Below are 17,986 nucleotides of genomic sequence, written 5' to 3'. Positions count from 1 at the left end.
GACGCTCGGTGGAGCGTCTTTTTTTATTTCATGATTAATTTAATTGTATTCGTTATACTTCCCAGCTGGTAATTGCGAGTTCCATGGCGTCGAGGATTTCTTCGGTGTTGTCCTGGTTGAGAACGGCCATGCGGAAGATGGCGGATTCGATTAGGCCGTAGATGAGTTCGTACATGTTTTTTACGATGAGGCGTTTGAACTCGCCGGCGCGGATACCACGGATTATGATTGTACTCATGAGATGGCGCATTTTGATGACGCGGCGGCGGACTCGGTCGTTAGGGTCTACGCCGGATTTTCTTAGCTGAATCAGGTAGCTTAAAAGTACGCTGAAAAGTTTTTTGTTCTCTGAACACTGTTTAATAATTTCATGAAGAATTTTAATAAGGGCTTCTTTTGCTGTGAGACTTGTGTCTTTTGCAATTTCAAGAAGGATTACTTCCAGTTCGGAAAGAAGCTCTTTGATACTGCCTAAGAAAATTTCGTGTTTGTTTTTAAAATAAATGTACAGTGTTGTTCTGGTGATTCCGCAGCGGTCAGCGATTTTCTGGAAGGTTGCGTCTTCATATCCTTCGTCAATAAATACGTCCAGAGATTTTTGAAGGATTTCATGTTTTCTTTTGTCATGTTCAACAACAATTGCCATATTTACCCTCTTTAGAATTGTTCTGCCTTGTGTTTATGTGGCACGAATTTTTCGGTCTTTGCAGGTTTCTGAGCTTTTGGCTCTGCCTGTGCGCGGTTGTAAATATAAAAATAAGTGTCCAGGTTACCGGCCTTAAAGTTTTTGATTTTATTTGCGTTGTGAGCAAAATCATCCTGGAAGGTGTCGCAGGATGTGATTACGCCTAAGTCCCAACCCGGGAACTCTTTCCAAAGACCGTCCATATTGTGATAAAGTTCTTTTACTTCGTCTAATTCGCCAAGACGTTCACCATAAGGCGGGTTACAGAGAAGTAAACCTGAATCGTATGGAGCGGAGAGGTCTGCAAAATCTGTCTGAACAAAGTCCGGGCGGATAATGTGCTTACTGATTCCGATTGATTTTAATGCGCGTCCTGCCATTACGCAGGCGTGTTCTGCATTCTGTTTTGAGCGTTCAATTGCGCGGGCGTCGATGTCGCTTCCTGTAATGCGAACTTCTACGTCTGTGCGGATGTTTGCAGCTTCCTGTGCGCGGATTTCTTCTGCGCGTTCTGCATTGTAAATAGGAAGATTTTCAAGTGCAAAGCGGCGGCCAAGTCCTGGTGCCACGTTGAAGGCATATAATGTTGCTTCAATTGCAATTGTTCCTGAACCGCAGAATGGGTCGTGAAGGGGAGTCTTTCGGCGCCACATCATTTCCTGAAGGAGAACGGCTGCTGTTGTTTCGCGTAATGGTGCAATGCCTCCGTCTGTGCGGTATCCGCGTTTATGAAGCGGAAGGCCGGACAAATCAAGAAGGATGTAAACCTGATTGTCATCAACGTAAACACGGATGTCAGATTCTTCACCGGTTTCCGGTAAGGTCTGCATGTGCCATACGTCACCTAATTTGGCATAGATTGCCTTGTGAACCATTCCCTGAATGCTGTTCTGAGAATTGAGTTTGCTTTTGTAAACACGAACTTTATCTACTACGATGCGTGAATCTTTGCGTAAAAAATCCTGCCAGTTTACGGCGTAAGCGCCGTCATAAAGGTCATCAAAACCAAAGGCTTTGTATTGAGCAAGCTGGAGATAAAGTCTGTCGGCAGTGCGGAGGCAGAGATTTGCACGGAAGAGAGCGTCATCATCACCTTCAAAAGTAACACGTCCCGGAGCGTTTGAAATAAGGCGGTATCCTAAATGTTTGATTTCGTTGCCTAAAATCTTTTCTGCACCGACTGCGCATAATGCGACTAATGTATTCATGTGTTTATTTTGACAAAAAATAGGGGTTTTGTCAAACTGAAAAAAAAAGTACATTTGTACTTCTTGATTTCTGTGATAGTTATGCTATCATTAAAATATAAATACTATCGCAGAAATAGTAGAGGAAATCAAATGGCAAAAAAGTATGTAATTGCGCTGGATCAGGGAACGACTTCTTCCAGAGCGATTGTTTATGACCAGAATGCTCATCCGGTTGGCTCAAAGCAGCGGGAATTTACTCAGTATTATCCGCAGCCGGGCTGGGTAGAGCATGATGCCGAAGAGCTTTTTAAGTGTCAGCTCAAGGTTCTGGAAAGCGTTATCATTGATAATGATATTAAATTCGATGAAATTGCGGCAATTGGAATTACAAATCAGCGGGAAACGGTTGTAATCTGGGATAAGGTGACCGGAAAGCCTGTTTATCACGCTATTGTTTGGCAGTGCCGCCGTACTGCTGATATCTGTGAAAAGCTTTCTAAAGAAGGTTACGAGGAAATCATCAAGGAAAAGACAGGTCTTTTGATAGACGCTTATTTCAGTGGCACAAAAATCAAATGGATTTTGGATAATGTGCCGGGCGTTCGCGAACGTGCAGAAAAAGGCGAACTTCTTGCAGGAACAATTGATACCTGGCTTATCTGGAAGCTTAGCGGAGGTAAGGCTCACGTTACTGACGTTACAAATGCCTGCCGAACCATGCTTTTTAATATTTACGAATGTGAATGGGACGAAGAACTTCTCAGGCTTTTGAATATTCCCCGCTGTATTTTGCCTGAGGTTTGCGATTCCAGCAAGATTTACTGCGAAACTGATAAGGAAGTATGCGGAATGAGTGTTCCGATTGCTTCGGCTGTTGGTGATCAGCAGGCTGCTTTGTTTGGGCAGGGCTGTTTCAAAAAAGGTGATGCGAAGAACACTTATGGAACCGGCTGTTTTATGCTTATGAATACCGGTACAAAGCCTGTTGTCAGTAAAAATCTTCTTACTACGATTGCCCTTGGTATGGATGGCAAGGTGGAATATGCGCTGGAAGGAAGCGTTTTTATTGGTGGCGCTGTAATCAAATGGCTTCGTGATGAACTTGAGCTGATTTCTTCGGCTCCAGAGATTGATAAGCTGGCTGAAAGTGTGCCGGATTCGAACGGCGCTTATCTTGTGCCGGCCTTTGTTGGGCTTGGAACTCCTTACTGGGATATGTATGCGCGCGGAACAATTGTCGGTCTTACCCGTGGTGTAAAAAAGGCTCATATCTGCCGTGCCGCCCTTGAAGGAATTGCCTACGAGGTTCGTGACGTTCTTGATGAAATGGTGCGCGACTCAGGAACTTCAATTAATACTTTGAATGTTGACGGAGGGGCTTGCGTAAGTAACGTGATGATGCAGTTTCAGTCTGACATTCTCAATACACGTGTGTGTCGCCCTAAGAATGTTGAAACTACAGCGCTTGGTGCCGCTTATCTTGCGGGGCTTGCCGTAGGTTTTTGGAAGAGTAAGGAAGAAATCTTACAGCGACGCGAAACTGATAAGATTTTCCAGCCTTCGATGAGCGAGGAACGCCGTACAGAACTTTACAGCGGCTGGAAAAAGGCTGTTGAAAGAGCCAAAAAATGGGTTTGCGAAGGTCGTAATGGTTCTTAGAAATGTAAGATGGCCGAACCTTCGCTTAACTTTCGCAAGCGAAAGTTGATGAATGTGTGTTTAATAATAGTTTTTATAAGAGGTATATAGATGACTTATGATGTTGCGATAATTGGTGCGGGAATTGTTGGTTCCTGCATTGCACGCGAGCTTTCAAAATACAAGCTGGCAGTGTGCATGGTAGAAAAAGCTGATGATGTTTCCTGCGGAACTTCAAAGGCCAACTCGGGAATTGTTCATGCGGGTTACGATCCTGTACCGGGAACTCTGATGGCAAAACTCAATGTTGAAGGAACTGCAATGTATAAAAAACTTTCGCAGGAACTTCATTTTGATTATAAAAATATAGGCTCTCTGGTTGTTGGATTTTCTGATGCCGATATGGAACACATCAAAAAACTTTATGAGCGTGGAACTGCAAACGGCGTTCCCGGCATGAAGATAATTAATCAGGAAGAACTTCGTGCCATGGAACCTAATATTGCTGAAGAAGCTGTTGGTGCTTTGCTTGCAGAGTCAGCAGGCATTACAAGCCCTTATCAGGCGACCTGGGCGGTGGCAGAGAATGCCGTTCAGAACGGTGTAAAACTCTTTTTGGAAAATGAAGTTCACGAAATCGTGCCTCCTGAAACCCGCGACGGCTACTGGACAATTAAAACCGGTCAGATGGATGTTGTATGCCGCTGCGTAATCAACGTTGCAGGACTTTTTGCAGATAAAATCAGCGAGATGGCAGGGGCACGTAAGTTTACAATTAAGCCTCGCCGCGGTGAATACTTCCTTCTGGATAACAAATGCGCCGACCTCGCTCATCACACACTTTTCCAGTGCCCGGATGAAAAGGGTAAGGGCGTTCTTGTAACCCCGACTGCCGACGGAAACATTCTTGTAGGTCCTAGCGCAGATGATGACCAGGATAAGACTAATACTGCTACTACCCGTAACGGTCAGGAAGCAATTACAGTAACTGCTGAAAAAACAATCCCTAATATTCCAAAGAGAAATATCATCAACTCTTTCAGCGGCGTGCGTGCCATTCCTTATGATGAAAACGGAAACGTAATTAAGGACTTTATTATAGAAGAAGATGAAAAGGCAAAGCGCTTTATCAATGTTGCCGGTATCTGTTCTCCGGGACTTTCTGCCGCTCCTGCAATCGGCCTTTATGTTGCGGGGCTTGTTGAAAAGGCTCTGGACGTAAAGTTTGAAAAGAATCCTGATTTTACACCAATCCGCAAGGGAATTGAATCATTTAAGCACGCAAGTGATAAAAGAAAAGCTGAGTTAATAGAAGAAAATCCTCTTTACGGCCGTATTATCTGCCGCTGCGAAATGATTACTGAGGCTGAAATTGTTGCTGCAATTCATTCGCCTGTTGGTGCAAGAGACCTGGACGGTGTAAAACGCCGCACAAGAGCCGGTATGGGACGCTGTCAGAGCGGTTTCTGTTCGCCTCGTGTTACAGAAATTATCAGCCGTGAACTTTCAATCCCGATGACTTCGGTAACAAAAAACGGCGGATGCTCATACATTTTGAACTCGAAGATACGCTAACTGCGAGAGTGCCCCCTGCCGGGCGGCACTGGCAATTTTAGGAGAAATTATGACAAACTTAAATTACGATATAGTTATTGTTGGCGGTGGCCCTGCCGGAATGGCAGCTGCGGTAGCCGCAAAAAAAGCCGGAAGTGACAGCATTCTGATTCTGGAACGTGATACAAGAATCGGTGGAATCTTGCTTCAGTGTATTCACAACGGATTTGGCCTTCATCATTTTGGTGAAGAGCTTACTGGCCCTGAATATGCAGGCCGCTTCAGCGATGAAGTTGAAAAACTTGGCATTGAATACAAGACAGACACAATGGTTCTGGAAGTAAATGCCAAAAAGCAGGTAACTGCAATCAACACAAAAGACGGTCTTATGATGATTCAGGCAAAGGCTGTAATCCTTGCAATGGGCTGTCGTGAGCGAACCCGCGGTGCACTTGTAATTCCGGGAACCCGTCCTGCCGGAATCTTTACTGCCGGTTCTGCCCAGCGCTTTGTAAACATTGACGGCTATCTGCCTGGTAAAAAGGTTGTAATTCTTGGTTCGGGTGATATCGGATTGATTATGGCTCGCCGACTTACTCTGGAAGGTGCCGAAGTAAAACTGATTTGTGAACTTATGCCTTTCAGTGCCGGTCTTCGCCGAAATATTGTTCAGTGTGTAGAAAACTTTAATATTCCTCTTAAGTTCAGCCACACAATCACAAAGATTCACGGAAAAGAGCGCGTTGAAGGTGTTTCTGTTGCGGCAGTTGATAAAAACCGCCGCCCTATTCCAGAAACAGAAGAGTTTATCGAATGTGATACCCTTCTTCTTTCGGTTGGTCTTATTCCTGAAAATGAGATTTCAAACGGCTGTGGAATCAGCATTGATTCAACAACTTCTGGCCCTGTCGTAAACGAACACATGCAGACAAGTGTAGAAGGTATTTTTGCCTGCGGAAACACTGTTCATGTTCACGATCTTGTAGACTTTGTAACTGCAGAAAGTATTCGTGCCGGCGAAAATGCCGCAAAATACGTTCAGGGGGCAAAAGCAAAGAATCCTAAGAATGTTGTTCTTCGTCCTGGAAACCGCGTCCGCTACACAGTTCCTCAGCACATTGAATCAACAGAATCTGAAACTCCGATTTCAATCATGTTCCGTCCTACTGATGTTTACCGCAATGTTCAGATTGTTGCCTACTCAAACAATGAGCGCATTAAGGCAATGAAAAAGAAGATTGTCCGCCCGGGCGAAATGCAGGTGCTTGAACTCAATCCCGAGCAGCTGGCAAAGGTGCATGATAACCTGACAGTTTCAATTGAGATTCCAGAAGAAGACATGGATTAAGCGTAAAATAGCAAATCCGTTAAAAAATGGGCTGCGACAGCGAGCACTAACTCCGCAGGAGTTATTAAGCTGCTTGCAGCGACGTTTTAGGATTTACGAGAGAACCGCTCAGAGGGCGAGACTAGCGAGCCCGACGCAAAGGAGAACCAATTTATGAATGATAAGAAAACTTTCCCAATGACATGTATAATCTGCCCTATGGGCTGCACAATGGAAGTTACCACAGAAGGCGAGGGTGCTAACCGCCGCGTAGTAAGCGTAACCGACAACGGCTGCAAGCGCGGCCCTGAATACGTTGAAAAAGAACTTTTGAATCCGACCCGAACTCTTACTACAACAATCACTGTTCAGAATGGTGATTTGACTGTAGTGCCTGTTAAAACTGCCGGCGAAGTTCCAAAGAATATGCTTTTGCAGTGCATGGAAGTTATCCGCCGTGCCACAGTTAAGGCTCCGATTAAAACAGGGGATGTGTTGCTTCATGATATCTTAGGAACCGGTGTAAATGTAGTAAGTTGTGCAAGGGTAAATAAAAAGTAGCGTTTGTAAGTGGCACAACGCCGGAGCCTTGAGCAGCGCGAAGCGGTTCCTGCCCGCAGGGCGGGAACTGACCGTTTAGGGAACTGCGAAGTGCGACTAGGTAGGGAGTCTGGCGCCAAATTTAATTTCTTAAGTATATTTAAAAGATTCCTCAATTCTGCTATATTTTCCACATGGAAACTCGTAACATTTTTGAAAACCTGTCTTGTATCGATCACCGATACTCTTTGTCGGAGGCTGACGCTTTTGCCGGTCTTTCTAAGTACATTTCTGAAGAGGCCAGCATTCGTTCGCACGCTCGTTGTGAAGCTGCTCTTGTAAAGGCTCACCTTAAGATGCGCGGTCAGCTTACAGATGCTGTTGCAAAAAAGCTTGATGAGGTTGCTGATAATATCGACCCTCAGGAAGTTTATGCTGAAGAAGAAAAGACAAAGCACAATATCCGCGCCCTTGTAAACGTAATGAAGACAAAGGTTGATGCAGAAATCGGCCCTCTTATCCACTTGGGTGCTACTTCGGTTGATATTCTTGATACCGGTTTGAGCTGCCGCATGCGTGATGTTACTAAAAATGTTGTACTTCCAGAACTCAAAAAACTTGAAAACTTTCTCTGCGACATTGCAGAACGTGAATGTGCTACTCCTCAGGTAGGCCGTACTCACGGTCAGCACGCAGTTCCTATTACTTTCGGATGGTCAATCGCTGAATTTGTTGCCCGCCTTGGTAAGTCAATTCTCCGCATTGAAGAGCTCAGCAATCAGCTTGTTGGTAAGCTTGCAGGTCCTGTTGGTTCTTACAACGGTCCTTCTATGATTGTAAAAGATCCTGAAGAACTTGAACGCACTTACACAGAATTCCTTGGACTTCAGCCATCTGAATATTCTAACCAGCTTGTTGAGCCAGAGCACGTTCTCCGCCTCTTGCTTGAGATGAATGTTGCCTTTGGTATCATCGCTAACCTTGCTGATGACCTTCGTAACCTTCAGCGTTCAGAAATCGGTGAAGTATTTGAATACTTTGCTTCTACTCAGGTTGGTTCTTCTACAATGCCACAGAAACGTAACCCATGGAACAGTGAGCACGTTAAATCTCTCTGGAAGGCTATGTGCCCTCGCGTAATCACTTTCTATATGGATCAGATTTCAGAACACCAGCGCGATTTGACAAACTCTGCCAGCCAGCGCTTTATTTCTGACTACGTAAGCGGCTTTACAATGGCTGTTGCACGTATGAACAGCGTTGTAAAAGGTCTTCAGGCTGATAAAGAAGGTATGGCTAAAAACCTTCAGGGTGCCGGCGGAAAAGTTAAGGGCGGCGTTCTTGCAGAACCTGCTTACATTCTTCTTGGCGAAGCTGGTTACAACGACGGCCACGAAGTTATCCGTAAAATCACTCTGGAAGCAGAGCAGAGCGGAAAGACTTTCTTTGAAGTTCTTAAAACTCACGAAAAGGAGTTTGCAGACATTACAGCCCAGCTTGAAAAACTTGGCGTAGCAAATCCTGCAACTTTCTTTGAGAACCCTGCAAACTACTGCGGTCTGGCTGCTGTTAAGTCTAAGCGCCTGGCTCAGAAGTACAAAGAGTTAATGAAGTAATATAAGTAAATTAAATTTGCTAATTCCACATAAACAGTCCATAATTATTAAAAATGTGTTATGGAGTTGTTTATGTGGAACTATAATTTTGTACTTCCGAATATAAGCCTTTTAATTACCTTCTTGATTTTTTACCTGCTTCAGCCGCACATGCCTATAAGCAAGAATCGGGCTTTTCTTCGTGTCGTATATTCGGAAATTTTAATTCTTCTTCTGGACATTATTTCTTCACGCGCTCTGGAAAACTATAATTCCTTTCCTGTTATATTCCACCTTTCCGTTAATATCTTTTTCTTTGTCGTTTTTTGTCTTCGCGGGGCATTTTTCTTCTATTTTACATACGCGCTGATTACTCCAAAATCTCAGAGGAAAATCAGATGTCTGATGCTGAGTTTTTCGGTTCTGGCCTTCTGTATAGCTGTTATTCTGCTGAACTTTTTTGTGCCGACCTTATTCATTCTTGATGAAAGCGGCTATCACCGCTGGAAGTTCTATAATCTGATTTATTTCTGCTCTTTCTTTTATGTGGGCGTTTCCTTTCTTTATCTTCTGATTCATAAGCAGAAATTGAGCAATACAAGTTTTTATGCGATTTTTTCCTATAACCTGATTTTGTTTATAGGATATTATACCCGCCTCTTGTTCCCTCGTATTCTGATTATGGATTTTTTCTGCCTGCTTGCAATCATCGTGATTTTCTTTGCCTTTGAAAATTCATCGGTTTATATAGAAAGCAGAACTCAGGCTTTTAGAGTTGAAGCGTTGAATCTGCTTCTGGAAGAGCAGGTTGGAAAGCAGCCCTTTATGCTTGGAATTCAGATTCATAATTACAATGATATGCGTGAAATTTATACCGGCCCAAGCATTGACCAGGGACTGGGGCTGATTTCGGAATTTTTGCATAAAGCATATCCTGATCTCTACAGATTTTATCTTAACAGCGGAAGATTTATATTATTTGGAAATACTGATAAATATAATTCCTCTACGATGAAAGAGGAAATTAGAACGCGTTTTAAAAAGGCCTGGAAATGTGATTCCTCTGAAATGGAGCTTTATCTTGATGTTAATTTTGTAGAGTTTCAGAACAATTTTAAAATTAAAAGCGGAGAGATGATTTTTGAAGGTATTTTAACAGCCTTTAATAATATGACAGGCTATGCTGACTCAGACACACTGCTTTCTCAACAGACACTTGATTCAATAAAAAGCAGTACCGATTGTAAACGTATTGTACGTCTTGCGGTTGAAGAAAGAAAGGTTGAAATGTTTTTGCAGCCTATTATTTCTACAAAAACGCAGAAGGTTGTCGGGGCAGAAGCTCTGGCTCGTATCCGTAATCCTGATGGTTCAATACTTCCTCCGGGAGTTTTTATTGCAATTGCGGAAAAAAACGGTCATATCAATCTTTTGGGCGAACAGATGTTTGAAAAGGCCTGTCAGTTTGCCAGTACATATGATTTGGAAAAATATGGAATTCAATGGATTAATGTAAATCTTTCGCCTCTTCAGTTTTTAAAAAGCGACCTTGAAGTAAGATTTAAAGCAATCCTTCAAAAATACAATGTAAAGCCTGGAATGATTCATCTTGAAATTACCGAAGAAGCTATGATTGACTATGCCCTGCTTAAACGACAGGTTCACGATATGAAAAAAGCGGGTTTTGAATTTGTTCTTGATGATTTTGGTTCTGGCTATTCGAATGTAACAAGACTGAACAGCTATCCTTTTATTAATATTAAGCTGGATATGCAGGTTGTCTGGGAATATTTTAAGACAAGCCAGGAAATTCTTCCTGCCCTTGTTCAGGCCTTCAAGGAGTCAGGCTTTTCTGTCACCGCCGAAGGAATTGAAGATAAAAATATGGCGCTTGGCATGAAAAAGCTTGGCTGCGATTACCTGCAGGGCTTTTATTATTCAAAGCCGATTTCGCAGGAAGAATTTGTTCTGAAATATCTTACAGAACATTAATGAAACGCTGGAAGGCTTCTGCTCCCTCTGGAGTTCTTTTGTAAACTCCAGCGTCTTCAAGAACCTTACTGAAAACAAGACCTGTTTCTTTACGGAGAATTTCGTCGGCATTTTTGCCGCTGAAGTTGGGATAGCGTCTGAGAATGTCTTCTGCCCAGTCTGCGTGTTTTGCTGTTCTTTCGTCTTTGCGTAAATCATCCTTGTTGCACATTGCTTTTGCAAGGAAGCCAAGTTCGTTTTTAAGACGGCTTGGAAGAACTGCAAGTCCCATTACTTCAATCAAACCGATATTTTCCTTTTTGATGTGGTGAAGGTTTGCGTGAGGGTGATAAACGCCCATTGGGTGTTCTTCAGTTGTAATGTTGTTGCGGAGTACAAGGTCAAGTTCAAAAAGCTTTCCACGGCGGCGTGCAATAGGAGTGATTGTGTTGTGCTGCTCGCCGTTTGTTTCTGCAAAGATGAAAGCATCCTTATCTGTGTAGCCGCGCCATGCGTCAAGAATGTAAGTTGCACAGTCTACAAGGTCAGAAGCTTTTTTTCCTGTAATACGGATAACGCTCATAGGCCATTTTACTATTCCAGCCTTTACCTTAGGGAATTTCTTAAGTTTGAATTCTTTTTCTACAGGAGCTTTTGCCATAGGGAATTCGTAGCGGCCACCCTGGAAGTGGTTGTGAGTAAGAATTGATCCACCAACGATTGGAATATCTGCGTTACTTCCCAAAATGTAGTGAGGGAAGAGAGTTACAAAGTCCAGAAGTCGTACAAAAGTTGCGCGTTCAATTTTCATCGGGATATGGCGTGAATCAAAAACGATACAGTGCTCGTTGTAGTAAACGTATGGAGAATACTGAAGATTCCAGTCTTCGCCGTTGAGAGTAAGAGGAATAATGCGGTGATTCTGGCGGGCAGCATGATTGAGACGGCCTGCATAACCTTCATTTTCCTTGCACAAAAGACATGCAGGGTAGCCGCTCTGTTTTGCATTGCGGGCAGCAGCAATAGCCTTAGGATCTTTTTCTGGTTTTGAAAGGTTGATTGTAATGTCGATGTCGCCGTACTGGGTTTCTGTTTTCCATTTCAAATCCTTGCAGACACGGTAACGGCGGATATAGTCTGTATCGCATGAAAATTTGTAATACCAGTCAGTTGCAGCTTCAGGAGATTCTTCTTCATAAAGTGTGTTGAAAATATCAATAATATCAGATGGAGGAGGAAGAAGGAGTCCCATAATTTTTGTATCAAAAAGGTCGCGGGTAACAATTCCTTCGTCCTGGAAAATACCGTTCTGACCAGCCCAGTCCAGAAGTTCTTTTAAGATTTCTTCGAGTTCTTCTGTTTTTACTTCAGGAAGTGCAGAGGCCTGTTCGTCGTTTTCAAAGCCGTCAAGCTGAAAAAGCTCAAGAAGGCGGTTTTTTGTGTAAATTACATCCTGCTTTGTGATAAGTGAATTAAGAAGAGCATAAGAAGTAAGACGATTGATATTTTCGTAAATAGTCATAAAAAAATCTCCTGAAATATGCTATAAATTGCATGATAGTATTACTATCAGTATCATAGCATATTTAAGAAGATAATAAAAGTTTTAATCTGATTAAGATAGAACTTAAATGAGATTTAACAGGTTTTCTTTTGATTGAAAGCCTACTGTTGATTTTACAAGATTTCCACCTTTGAAAACTGCTACAAAAGGAATACTCATAACACCAAACTGCTGTGCAAGCTCATCTTCATCATCTACGTTTACTTTGCAAACCTTAATTTCCGGGTGTTCTTCCGCAATTTCTGCTACAACTGGACCCAGCATTTTACATGGTCCGCACCATGGAGCCCAAAAATCTACTAAAACCGGTTTATCCGATTCCAAAACTTCTTTCTGAAAAGTTGCGTTTGTTACGTTAATTTCTGCCATAGTTTTACCTCGCTTATGGTTGATAGTTTAAATATACGAATGAAAATGAAAAAAGTCAAAGAAAAAGTGTTGTATACAATATAAATTTTCGTTTTTTGTTTTTTTTATTGCAACTTTTAGAAATTATGTTTATTTTACTATATATGACTGATTACTACGAAGTGCTTGGCGTATCAAAGACCGCCACCGCTGACGAAATTAAAAAGGCCTATCGTACTCTTGCATTTAAATATCATCCGGATAGAAATGCTGGTGATGCAGTTGCAGAAGAAAAATTCAAGCAGATTAGCGCCGCCTACGATGTTCTTGGGGATGAAACAAAGCGCCGTAATTATGATTTGGGTTATTCAGATTATAATGCTTACGGTTCTCAGACAAGCGGTGCTGATCAGTCTCAGTATGAAAGTGATCCTTTCTATCAGTGGTTTAATCAGTCGGCTGGAAGCCAGCGCTCATACGGTAATTATAATAATTACAAGGGCTGGAATTACACTTATACACGCCGCCCGCGCCAGAAACGCAATTATACCCGTGGTGATTTATGGAAAATGCTCTTTTCAAAAGCGGCTCAGCTTTTCTTCGGGCTTTTATTTTTCCGCTATGCAGTTTATTTACTGCCCTTCGGATTTTTTATCTGGCTTGGCGTGATGAGTAACGGAATCAGCGGCGTATTTACCGCTGTCCGTGGATTAGTCAGAAGCTACAATAAATAAAATCAAATCTCTTATTTATCTTCTTCGTCGTCTGTAAGAATTTCTTTTACAGGAACCATAACTGTCTGGTTATAGCAGTCGAACATCTTTTCAATATCAGACGGGATAGCTTTTCTTGTAAGCAGGCTTACGCAAGGCACAAGCAGAAGAGAAGCCAGCATAGAGAATACGCCGGAATAAAGCGAGTTCTTAAAGATTAAAGTAAGAACAGGGCCTGCAACAGCGATTATCTTCATCGAAATAAGCAGCTGAATTATCATCATTACAGAACCAAAAATGAAGGAAACTGCAACAGCAGGCTTAGTAACCTTTTTCCAGTAAAGGCCGTAGAAGAATGGAGCCAGGAAGGAGCCAGAAAGAGCACCCCAGGAAATTCCCATCAGCTGGGCGATGAAAGTAACGCGGGATTTTGCCTGAACAATGGCAATTACGGCAGAAATCAAAATGAAAACTGCTACAAAGAGGCGCAGTACAATAAGATTCTGCTTTTCTGAAGCCTTGTTTTTCTTAAAGGAATTGATAAAGTCCAGAGTCAGGGTCGAGCTTGAAGTAAGAACCAGGGAAGAAAGGGTAGACATTGAAGCTGACAGGACAAGAATAAGGACTATTGCAATAAGGACGTCGCCGAGGCCTGAAAGCATTGTAGGAATGATGCTGTCAAAGCCCTGGGCAGAAACTACATCCTGACTTGTAAAGAGGCGTCCAAAACCGCCCAGGAAGTAACATCCGCCCGCAACGATTGTGGCAAAGAAGGTTGAGATTACAGTTCCGATTTTAATTGAACGCTCGTTTTTGATTGCGTAGAATTTTCCTACCATCTGAGGAAGACCCCAGGTTCCAAGCGAAGTAAGAAGAACTACAACCAGCAGGTAAAATGGATCCGGGCCAAAGAAGGAAGTATAAGCCCCCTTCATAACCGGAGATTCAATTTCACTCATAAGGGCAAGCGACTGCATGAAGCCGCCGTTTTTAGCAAGAACAGTGCCTACAACGGCAGTAATTCCCACCAGCATGATAATTCCCTGAATAAAATCGTTGACTGCAGTTGCCATGTAGCCGCCGATGATAACGTAAACAGCTGTAAGGACTGCCATTCCGATTACACAGACAGAATAATCAACATTGAAGGCCATGCGGAAAAGGCGGGAAAGTCCGTTGAAAAGCGAAGCGGTGTAAGGAATTAAAAAGAGGAAGGTGATGGCAGAAGCGGCAATCTTAAGCTTCTTTGATTCAAAACGCTGTCCGAAAAAGTCAGGCATTGTTTTTGAATTAAGGTGCTGAGTCATGATTCTGGTACGGCGGCCAAGAATTGCCCAAGGCATTAAAGAACCGATGAAGGCGTTTCCAAGACCAATCCAGGTGGAAGCGACGCCGAAGTTCCAGCCGAACTGTCCGGCATAACCAACAAAAATTACGGCAGAAAAATAAGAAGTTCCGTAAGCAAAGGCTGTGAGCCAGGGGCCGACTGAGCGTCCGCCAAGAACATAACCGGTGACATTTTTACCTGAGTTGCGGCATTTGATACCGACCTGGATAAAAATGACAAAAAAGGCGAGTAAGAGAAAAACTTTTATTAACATAATATATAAAATTATTATGCATAGAAACAAAAAAGACAAGAAAAAAAGCTATCTACATAAAAGTGCCGTTAACAAAAAAAACAGCTTCCAGTCGAAATGCGAATTCCAAAACCGAGTTTATCTGAAAAAGGTCTACTTTTTCAGATAATACCTACACTGCTGATTGTGGCATAGTAACTATAATATTGGTCGCTCTCGCGACCTCCACAATCAGAGTGTTTTTGAAATCCGCATCTCTCCTTCGCGCTGTTTTTTAGATGCGTTCTTCTGTATATAACTTATTTTACAATGTTTCCAATAAAATACTTCTTCTTACCGCGGCGGAAAATCAGAATCTCGCCTTCAATTGCCATGTCTTTTGTGATGACTTTTGTAGGGTCGTTGATTACTTCGCCGTTTATGCTGATTGCGTTTCCACTGATGAACTCGCGGGCCTCGCGTTTTGAAGAGGCGATCTTGTTGTTTACAAGAACGTCTACTAAAGGAAGTTCTTCTGCAAAATCAAAGGAAGGAACGCTCTTCATTCCTGATTTAATGTCTTTTACAGAAAGACCTTTGAAATCTCCTGCAAAAAGCTTCTGGCTTACGTTTACAGCGTTGTCTGCTTCTGCCTGACCGTGAATGTCTTTTACAACTTCCCAGGCAAGTGTCTTCTGAGCAATACGTGTTTCCGGTGCTGCCTGCTGCTGAGCGTAAATATCTTCAATCTGCTCCTTAGAAAGGAAGGTGAATACCTTAAGATATTCCAGAACCTTAGAGTCATCAGAGTTGATAAGATACTGGTAGATTTCGTATGGAGAAGTCTTATCCTTATCAAGCCAGAGAGCGTTACCTTCAGACTTACCGAATTTCTTTCCGCTTGGGTCAAGAATAAGCGGCATTGTAAAGGCATAAGCAGTCTTATCAAGATTTTTGCGGATTAAATCAACGCCAGTTGTAATGTTACCCCACTGGTCAGAACCTGCAACCTGCATGATACAGTTCTTTTCCTGGTAGAGGTGCATAAAATCGTAGCCCTGCAAGAGCATGTAAGAGAACTCTGCAAAAGTAATACCAGTTTCCAGGCGGCGGCGGATAATATCCTTATCCAGCATGTAGTTTACGTTGATGTACTTACCAATGTCGCGGAGGAAGTTTAAGAAAGTGTAATCCTTCATCCAATCGTAGTTATCAACAAGTTCTGCAGTTGGAACAAGAGTTTTAATCTGATTACGGATTCCGTTGATGTTTGCGTTTACTCTTTCTTCGCTGATGATTTCGCGTTCAGCTGTTGGGCGTGGGTCTCCGATACGACCTGTAGCGCCACCGCACAAAAGCACCGGATGATGACCGGCATTTGCAAGGCGCTTTGCCATACAAAGTGAAGAGTAGTGACCTAAGTGCAAAGAATCTGCTGTAGGGTCAGTTCCCCAGTAAAAAGAAAATGGGGCTCCGTCCAGAACCTTCTGTAAATCTGCTTCTTCGCCTGCAACGTCTTTAATAAGTCCGCGCCATTTTAAGTCTTCATAGAGTGTCATAGTGATTTCCTAAAGTAAAAAATTATTGCCGGGCATGACCCGACAATCAGTTGATGAGTGAAAACTAGCGTTCGCGGAAGATGATTCTTCCCTTGTTCAAATCGTAAGGAGAGAGGGCAACTTTTACGCTGTCGCCAGGAACGATTCTGATGTAGTGCTTTCTCATTTTGCCCGAAAGGTGAGCCAGGATGATGTGACCGTTCTGTAATTCAACACGGAAAGTAGTGTTTGGAAGTGCCTCTTTTACAATTCCTTCAACTTCAATAGCTTCTTCTTTTGCCATGATTAACCTTTAATAAAAATAGATTGAAAAAAAAGTTGTCTTTTCAACTTTTTGCGATTATATTAGTATATACGAATCTAAAAATATTGACAACACGAGAAAGTGAGGGGATTATGACTCAAGAATTTATCAAAGAAATGGAAGCACTGCTCCACGAGCAGAAAAAAACAATATTGGAATCTTTGGCTAGCCAGAGTGATGAAATGCGTGACCTTGTAAAGTCAGTTGAAAGCGGTGATGAAGCCGATGTTGCAGCAGATGCAATCGACCGAACATTGCTTACTTCTCTTGGTTCACAGGATGCAAACCGCCTTAAGCTCATTCAGAACACATTCGAACGAATCTCTCAGGGAAAATACGGTTACTGCGTAGCCTGCGGTAAAGAAATCCCTGAAGAAAGACTCCGTGCCCTTCCATATGCCCTTATGTGCATTAACTGCGCAAGTGCAGAAGAAAGACGCAATAGATAGAAAAATGGCGTTCCCGTCCGCCTTCGGCGGCCGGTCGCTATGTCCGCGGTTCCGCTATCGCTTCATTCGCCGCAAACTTCGTTTGCTTACGAACGCCTTCGGCGCCGCTCCCAGCGCTAACGCAAATCTTATAACTTAATTACAATCCCACCCGGATAATTCAATTCTTTATAACCAGCCTTTTTTGCACATTCTGAAGCTCGTTCAAATGCCGCATCCAGATTTTTAGCGTCGTGGGCATCTGAGTTTATGCAGACAGGAACACCGCGTTCATATAGCAGATTAAGAAAATAATCAGAAGGATATACGTCATCCATGTTACCGCGGGCAATGGCACCTGTGTTTATTTCGGCAATCACTCCAGCACGGGCTATGGCATCGGCAGTAAGTTTAACTTCGTCCTTATAGTAACTTTCCCTTTCGTCCATGTAGTGAAGCACTGTGTTTCTCATGCGGATTAAATCGGCATGACCTATAATGTCAAAGTTGCCTTTTTTAAGCATTTCCCGTTCCGCTTCAAAGTAATCGTGAACATAGGCAGCCGAATCAAGTGTAGACCAGTCGCCGCCTTTGGTGTAGTACCTTGCAAGGGCCGCGCGGACATTGTCCGCGCTATCATCTACCGTAAAATTTCCGTTTTCTTTTACAATGTAGTGAACAGAGCCAATCAGAAAATCAGGCTGGAAGTCTTTGTAATCACCGTTTTTGTCCGGGCTGGTAATGGAGGGAATGTAATCAGCTTCAAAACCAAGTTTGATATCAATTTTATCTTTGTAAGCTTCTTTTAAACGTCGGATTTCTGCGCAGTAGGCGTCAACATTTTTTACCGGAATATGCCAGCTGCTGGAAAAGGGATACATGCAGTGGCTGGAAAATCCCAGTGTATCAAAACCTTTTTCAATTGCAGCAAGAACCATTTCCTCTGCAGTGCTGCGGCCGTCGCAGAAGGTGGTGTGAGTGTGAAAATTAGCTTTTTTAATCATTTTATTT

The 17,986-nt window shown here is 42.8% G+C and carries 16 protein-coding genes; 8 read left to right on the top strand and 8 right to left on the bottom strand.

Going from position 1 to position 17,986, the window contains the following annotated elements; genetic code table 11:
• Nucleotides 1-52 precede the first annotated feature (52 nt).
• The gene (locus MSI_RS07775) at nt 53-646 is read right to left on the bottom strand and encodes a TetR/AcrR family transcriptional regulator (protein WP_009105523.1); all 594 of its coding nucleotides are present in this window, start codon (nt 644-646) and stop codon (nt 53-55) included.
• A gap of 11 nt (nt 647-657) precedes the next feature.
• A complete protein-coding gene (locus MSI_RS07770) occupies nt 658-1,893 on the bottom strand; it encodes a class I SAM-dependent RNA methyltransferase (RefSeq protein ID WP_081481369.1) in 1,236 nt (411 codons plus the stop codon).
• A gap of 132 nt (nt 1,894-2,025) precedes the next feature.
• Between MSI_RS07770 and glpK the strand changes: the two genes are divergently transcribed.
• The 6 genes from glpK (at nt 2,026) to MSI_RS07740 (ending at nt 10,521) form a co-directional block, all read left to right on the top strand.
• Nucleotides 2,026-3,534: a glycerol kinase GlpK gene (gene glpK / locus MSI_RS07765; RefSeq protein WP_009105518.1), complete on the top strand. Its 1,509-nt coding sequence runs from the start codon at nt 2,026-2,028 to the stop codon at nt 3,532-3,534.
• A gap of 90 nt (nt 3,535-3,624) precedes the next feature.
• Complete coding sequence (locus tag MSI_RS07760) at nt 3,625-5,088, top strand: NAD(P)/FAD-dependent oxidoreductase (protein ID WP_009105517.1); 1,464 nt, start codon at nt 3,625-3,627, stop codon at nt 5,086-5,088.
• Between the two features lie 49 nt (nt 5,089-5,137).
• The gene (locus MSI_RS07755; protein ID WP_009105515.1) at nt 5,138-6,415 is read left to right on the top strand and encodes an NAD(P)/FAD-dependent oxidoreductase; all 1,278 of its coding nucleotides are present in this window, start codon (nt 5,138-5,140) and stop codon (nt 6,413-6,415) included.
• A 153-nt stretch (nt 6,416-6,568) separates the two neighbouring features.
• Nucleotides 6,569-6,955: a DUF1667 domain-containing protein gene (locus tag MSI_RS07750; protein WP_009105514.1), complete on the top strand. Its 387-nt coding sequence runs from the start codon at nt 6,569-6,571 to the stop codon at nt 6,953-6,955.
• 173 nt (nt 6,956-7,128) lie between these two features.
• Nucleotides 7,129-8,550: a lyase family protein gene (locus MSI_RS07745; RefSeq protein WP_009105513.1), complete on the top strand. Its 1,422-nt coding sequence runs from the start codon at nt 7,129-7,131 to the stop codon at nt 8,548-8,550.
• A 72-nt stretch (nt 8,551-8,622) separates the two neighbouring features.
• Complete coding sequence (locus tag MSI_RS07740; RefSeq protein ID WP_009105511.1) at nt 8,623-10,521, top strand: EAL domain-containing protein; 1,899 nt, start codon at nt 8,623-8,625, stop codon at nt 10,519-10,521.
• Here the strand turns inward: MSI_RS07740 and galT are convergent.
• Nucleotides 10,508-12,022, bottom strand: coding sequence for a UDP-glucose--hexose-1-phosphate uridylyltransferase (galT, locus tag MSI_RS07735; protein WP_009105510.1), 1,515 nt, complete (start codon nt 12,020-12,022; stop codon nt 10,508-10,510). The genes MSI_RS07740 and galT overlap by 14 nt on opposite strands.
• Before the next feature lie 105 nt (nt 12,023-12,127).
• Nucleotides 12,128-12,433 (bottom strand): thioredoxin, encoded by a 306-nt coding sequence (gene trxA / locus MSI_RS07730; RefSeq protein WP_009105509.1) that lies wholly within the window; start codon nt 12,431-12,433, stop codon nt 12,128-12,130.
• A gap of 143 nt (nt 12,434-12,576) precedes the next feature.
• Here trxA and MSI_RS07725 point away from each other — a divergent pair, with 143 nt between their 5' ends.
• A complete protein-coding gene (locus MSI_RS07725) occupies nt 12,577-13,146 on the top strand; it encodes a DnaJ domain-containing protein (RefSeq protein ID WP_009105508.1) in 570 nt (189 codons plus the stop codon).
• Nucleotides 13,147-13,157: 11 nt separating this feature from the next.
• On the opposite strand, the gene MSI_RS07720 is transcribed toward MSI_RS07725, so the two are convergent.
• The 3 genes from MSI_RS07720 to infA form a co-directional block, all read right to left on the bottom strand.
• On the bottom strand, nt 13,158-14,726 hold the full coding sequence (locus MSI_RS07720) for a sodium:solute symporter (RefSeq protein WP_009105507.1): 1,569 nt from the start codon (nt 14,724-14,726) through the stop codon (nt 13,158-13,160).
• A 278-nt stretch (nt 14,727-15,004) separates the two neighbouring features.
• Complete coding sequence (tyrS, locus tag MSI_RS07715) at nt 15,005-16,243, bottom strand: tyrosine--tRNA ligase (protein WP_009105505.1); 1,239 nt, start codon at nt 16,241-16,243, stop codon at nt 15,005-15,007.
• A gap of 64 nt (nt 16,244-16,307) precedes the next feature.
• Nucleotides 16,308-16,526, bottom strand: a complete 219-nt coding sequence (gene infA, locus MSI_RS07710; RefSeq protein ID WP_009105500.1) for a translation initiation factor IF-1 — start codon at nt 16,524-16,526, stop codon at nt 16,308-16,310.
• A 113-nt stretch (nt 16,527-16,639) separates the two neighbouring features.
• On the opposite strand from infA, the gene MSI_RS07705 reads away from it, so the two are divergent.
• A complete protein-coding gene (locus MSI_RS07705; RefSeq protein WP_009105498.1) occupies nt 16,640-16,996 on the top strand; it encodes a TraR/DksA family transcriptional regulator in 357 nt (118 codons plus the stop codon).
• A 128-nt stretch (nt 16,997-17,124) separates the two neighbouring features.
• On the opposite strand, the gene MSI_RS07700 is transcribed toward MSI_RS07705, so the two are convergent.
• Nucleotides 17,125-17,979, bottom strand: coding sequence for a histidinol-phosphatase (locus tag MSI_RS07700; protein ID WP_009105496.1), 855 nt, complete (start codon nt 17,977-17,979; stop codon nt 17,125-17,127).
• Nucleotides 17,980-17,986: the final 7 nt, after the last annotated feature.

This window comes from Treponema sp. JC4 (assembly GCF_000260795.1).
Taxonomy (GTDB): Bacteria; Spirochaetota; Spirochaetia; order Treponematales; family Treponemataceae; genus Treponema_D.
The sequence above is the reverse complement of the archived record's forward strand: the minus strand, read 5'-3'. Positions and strand labels throughout refer to the sequence as shown.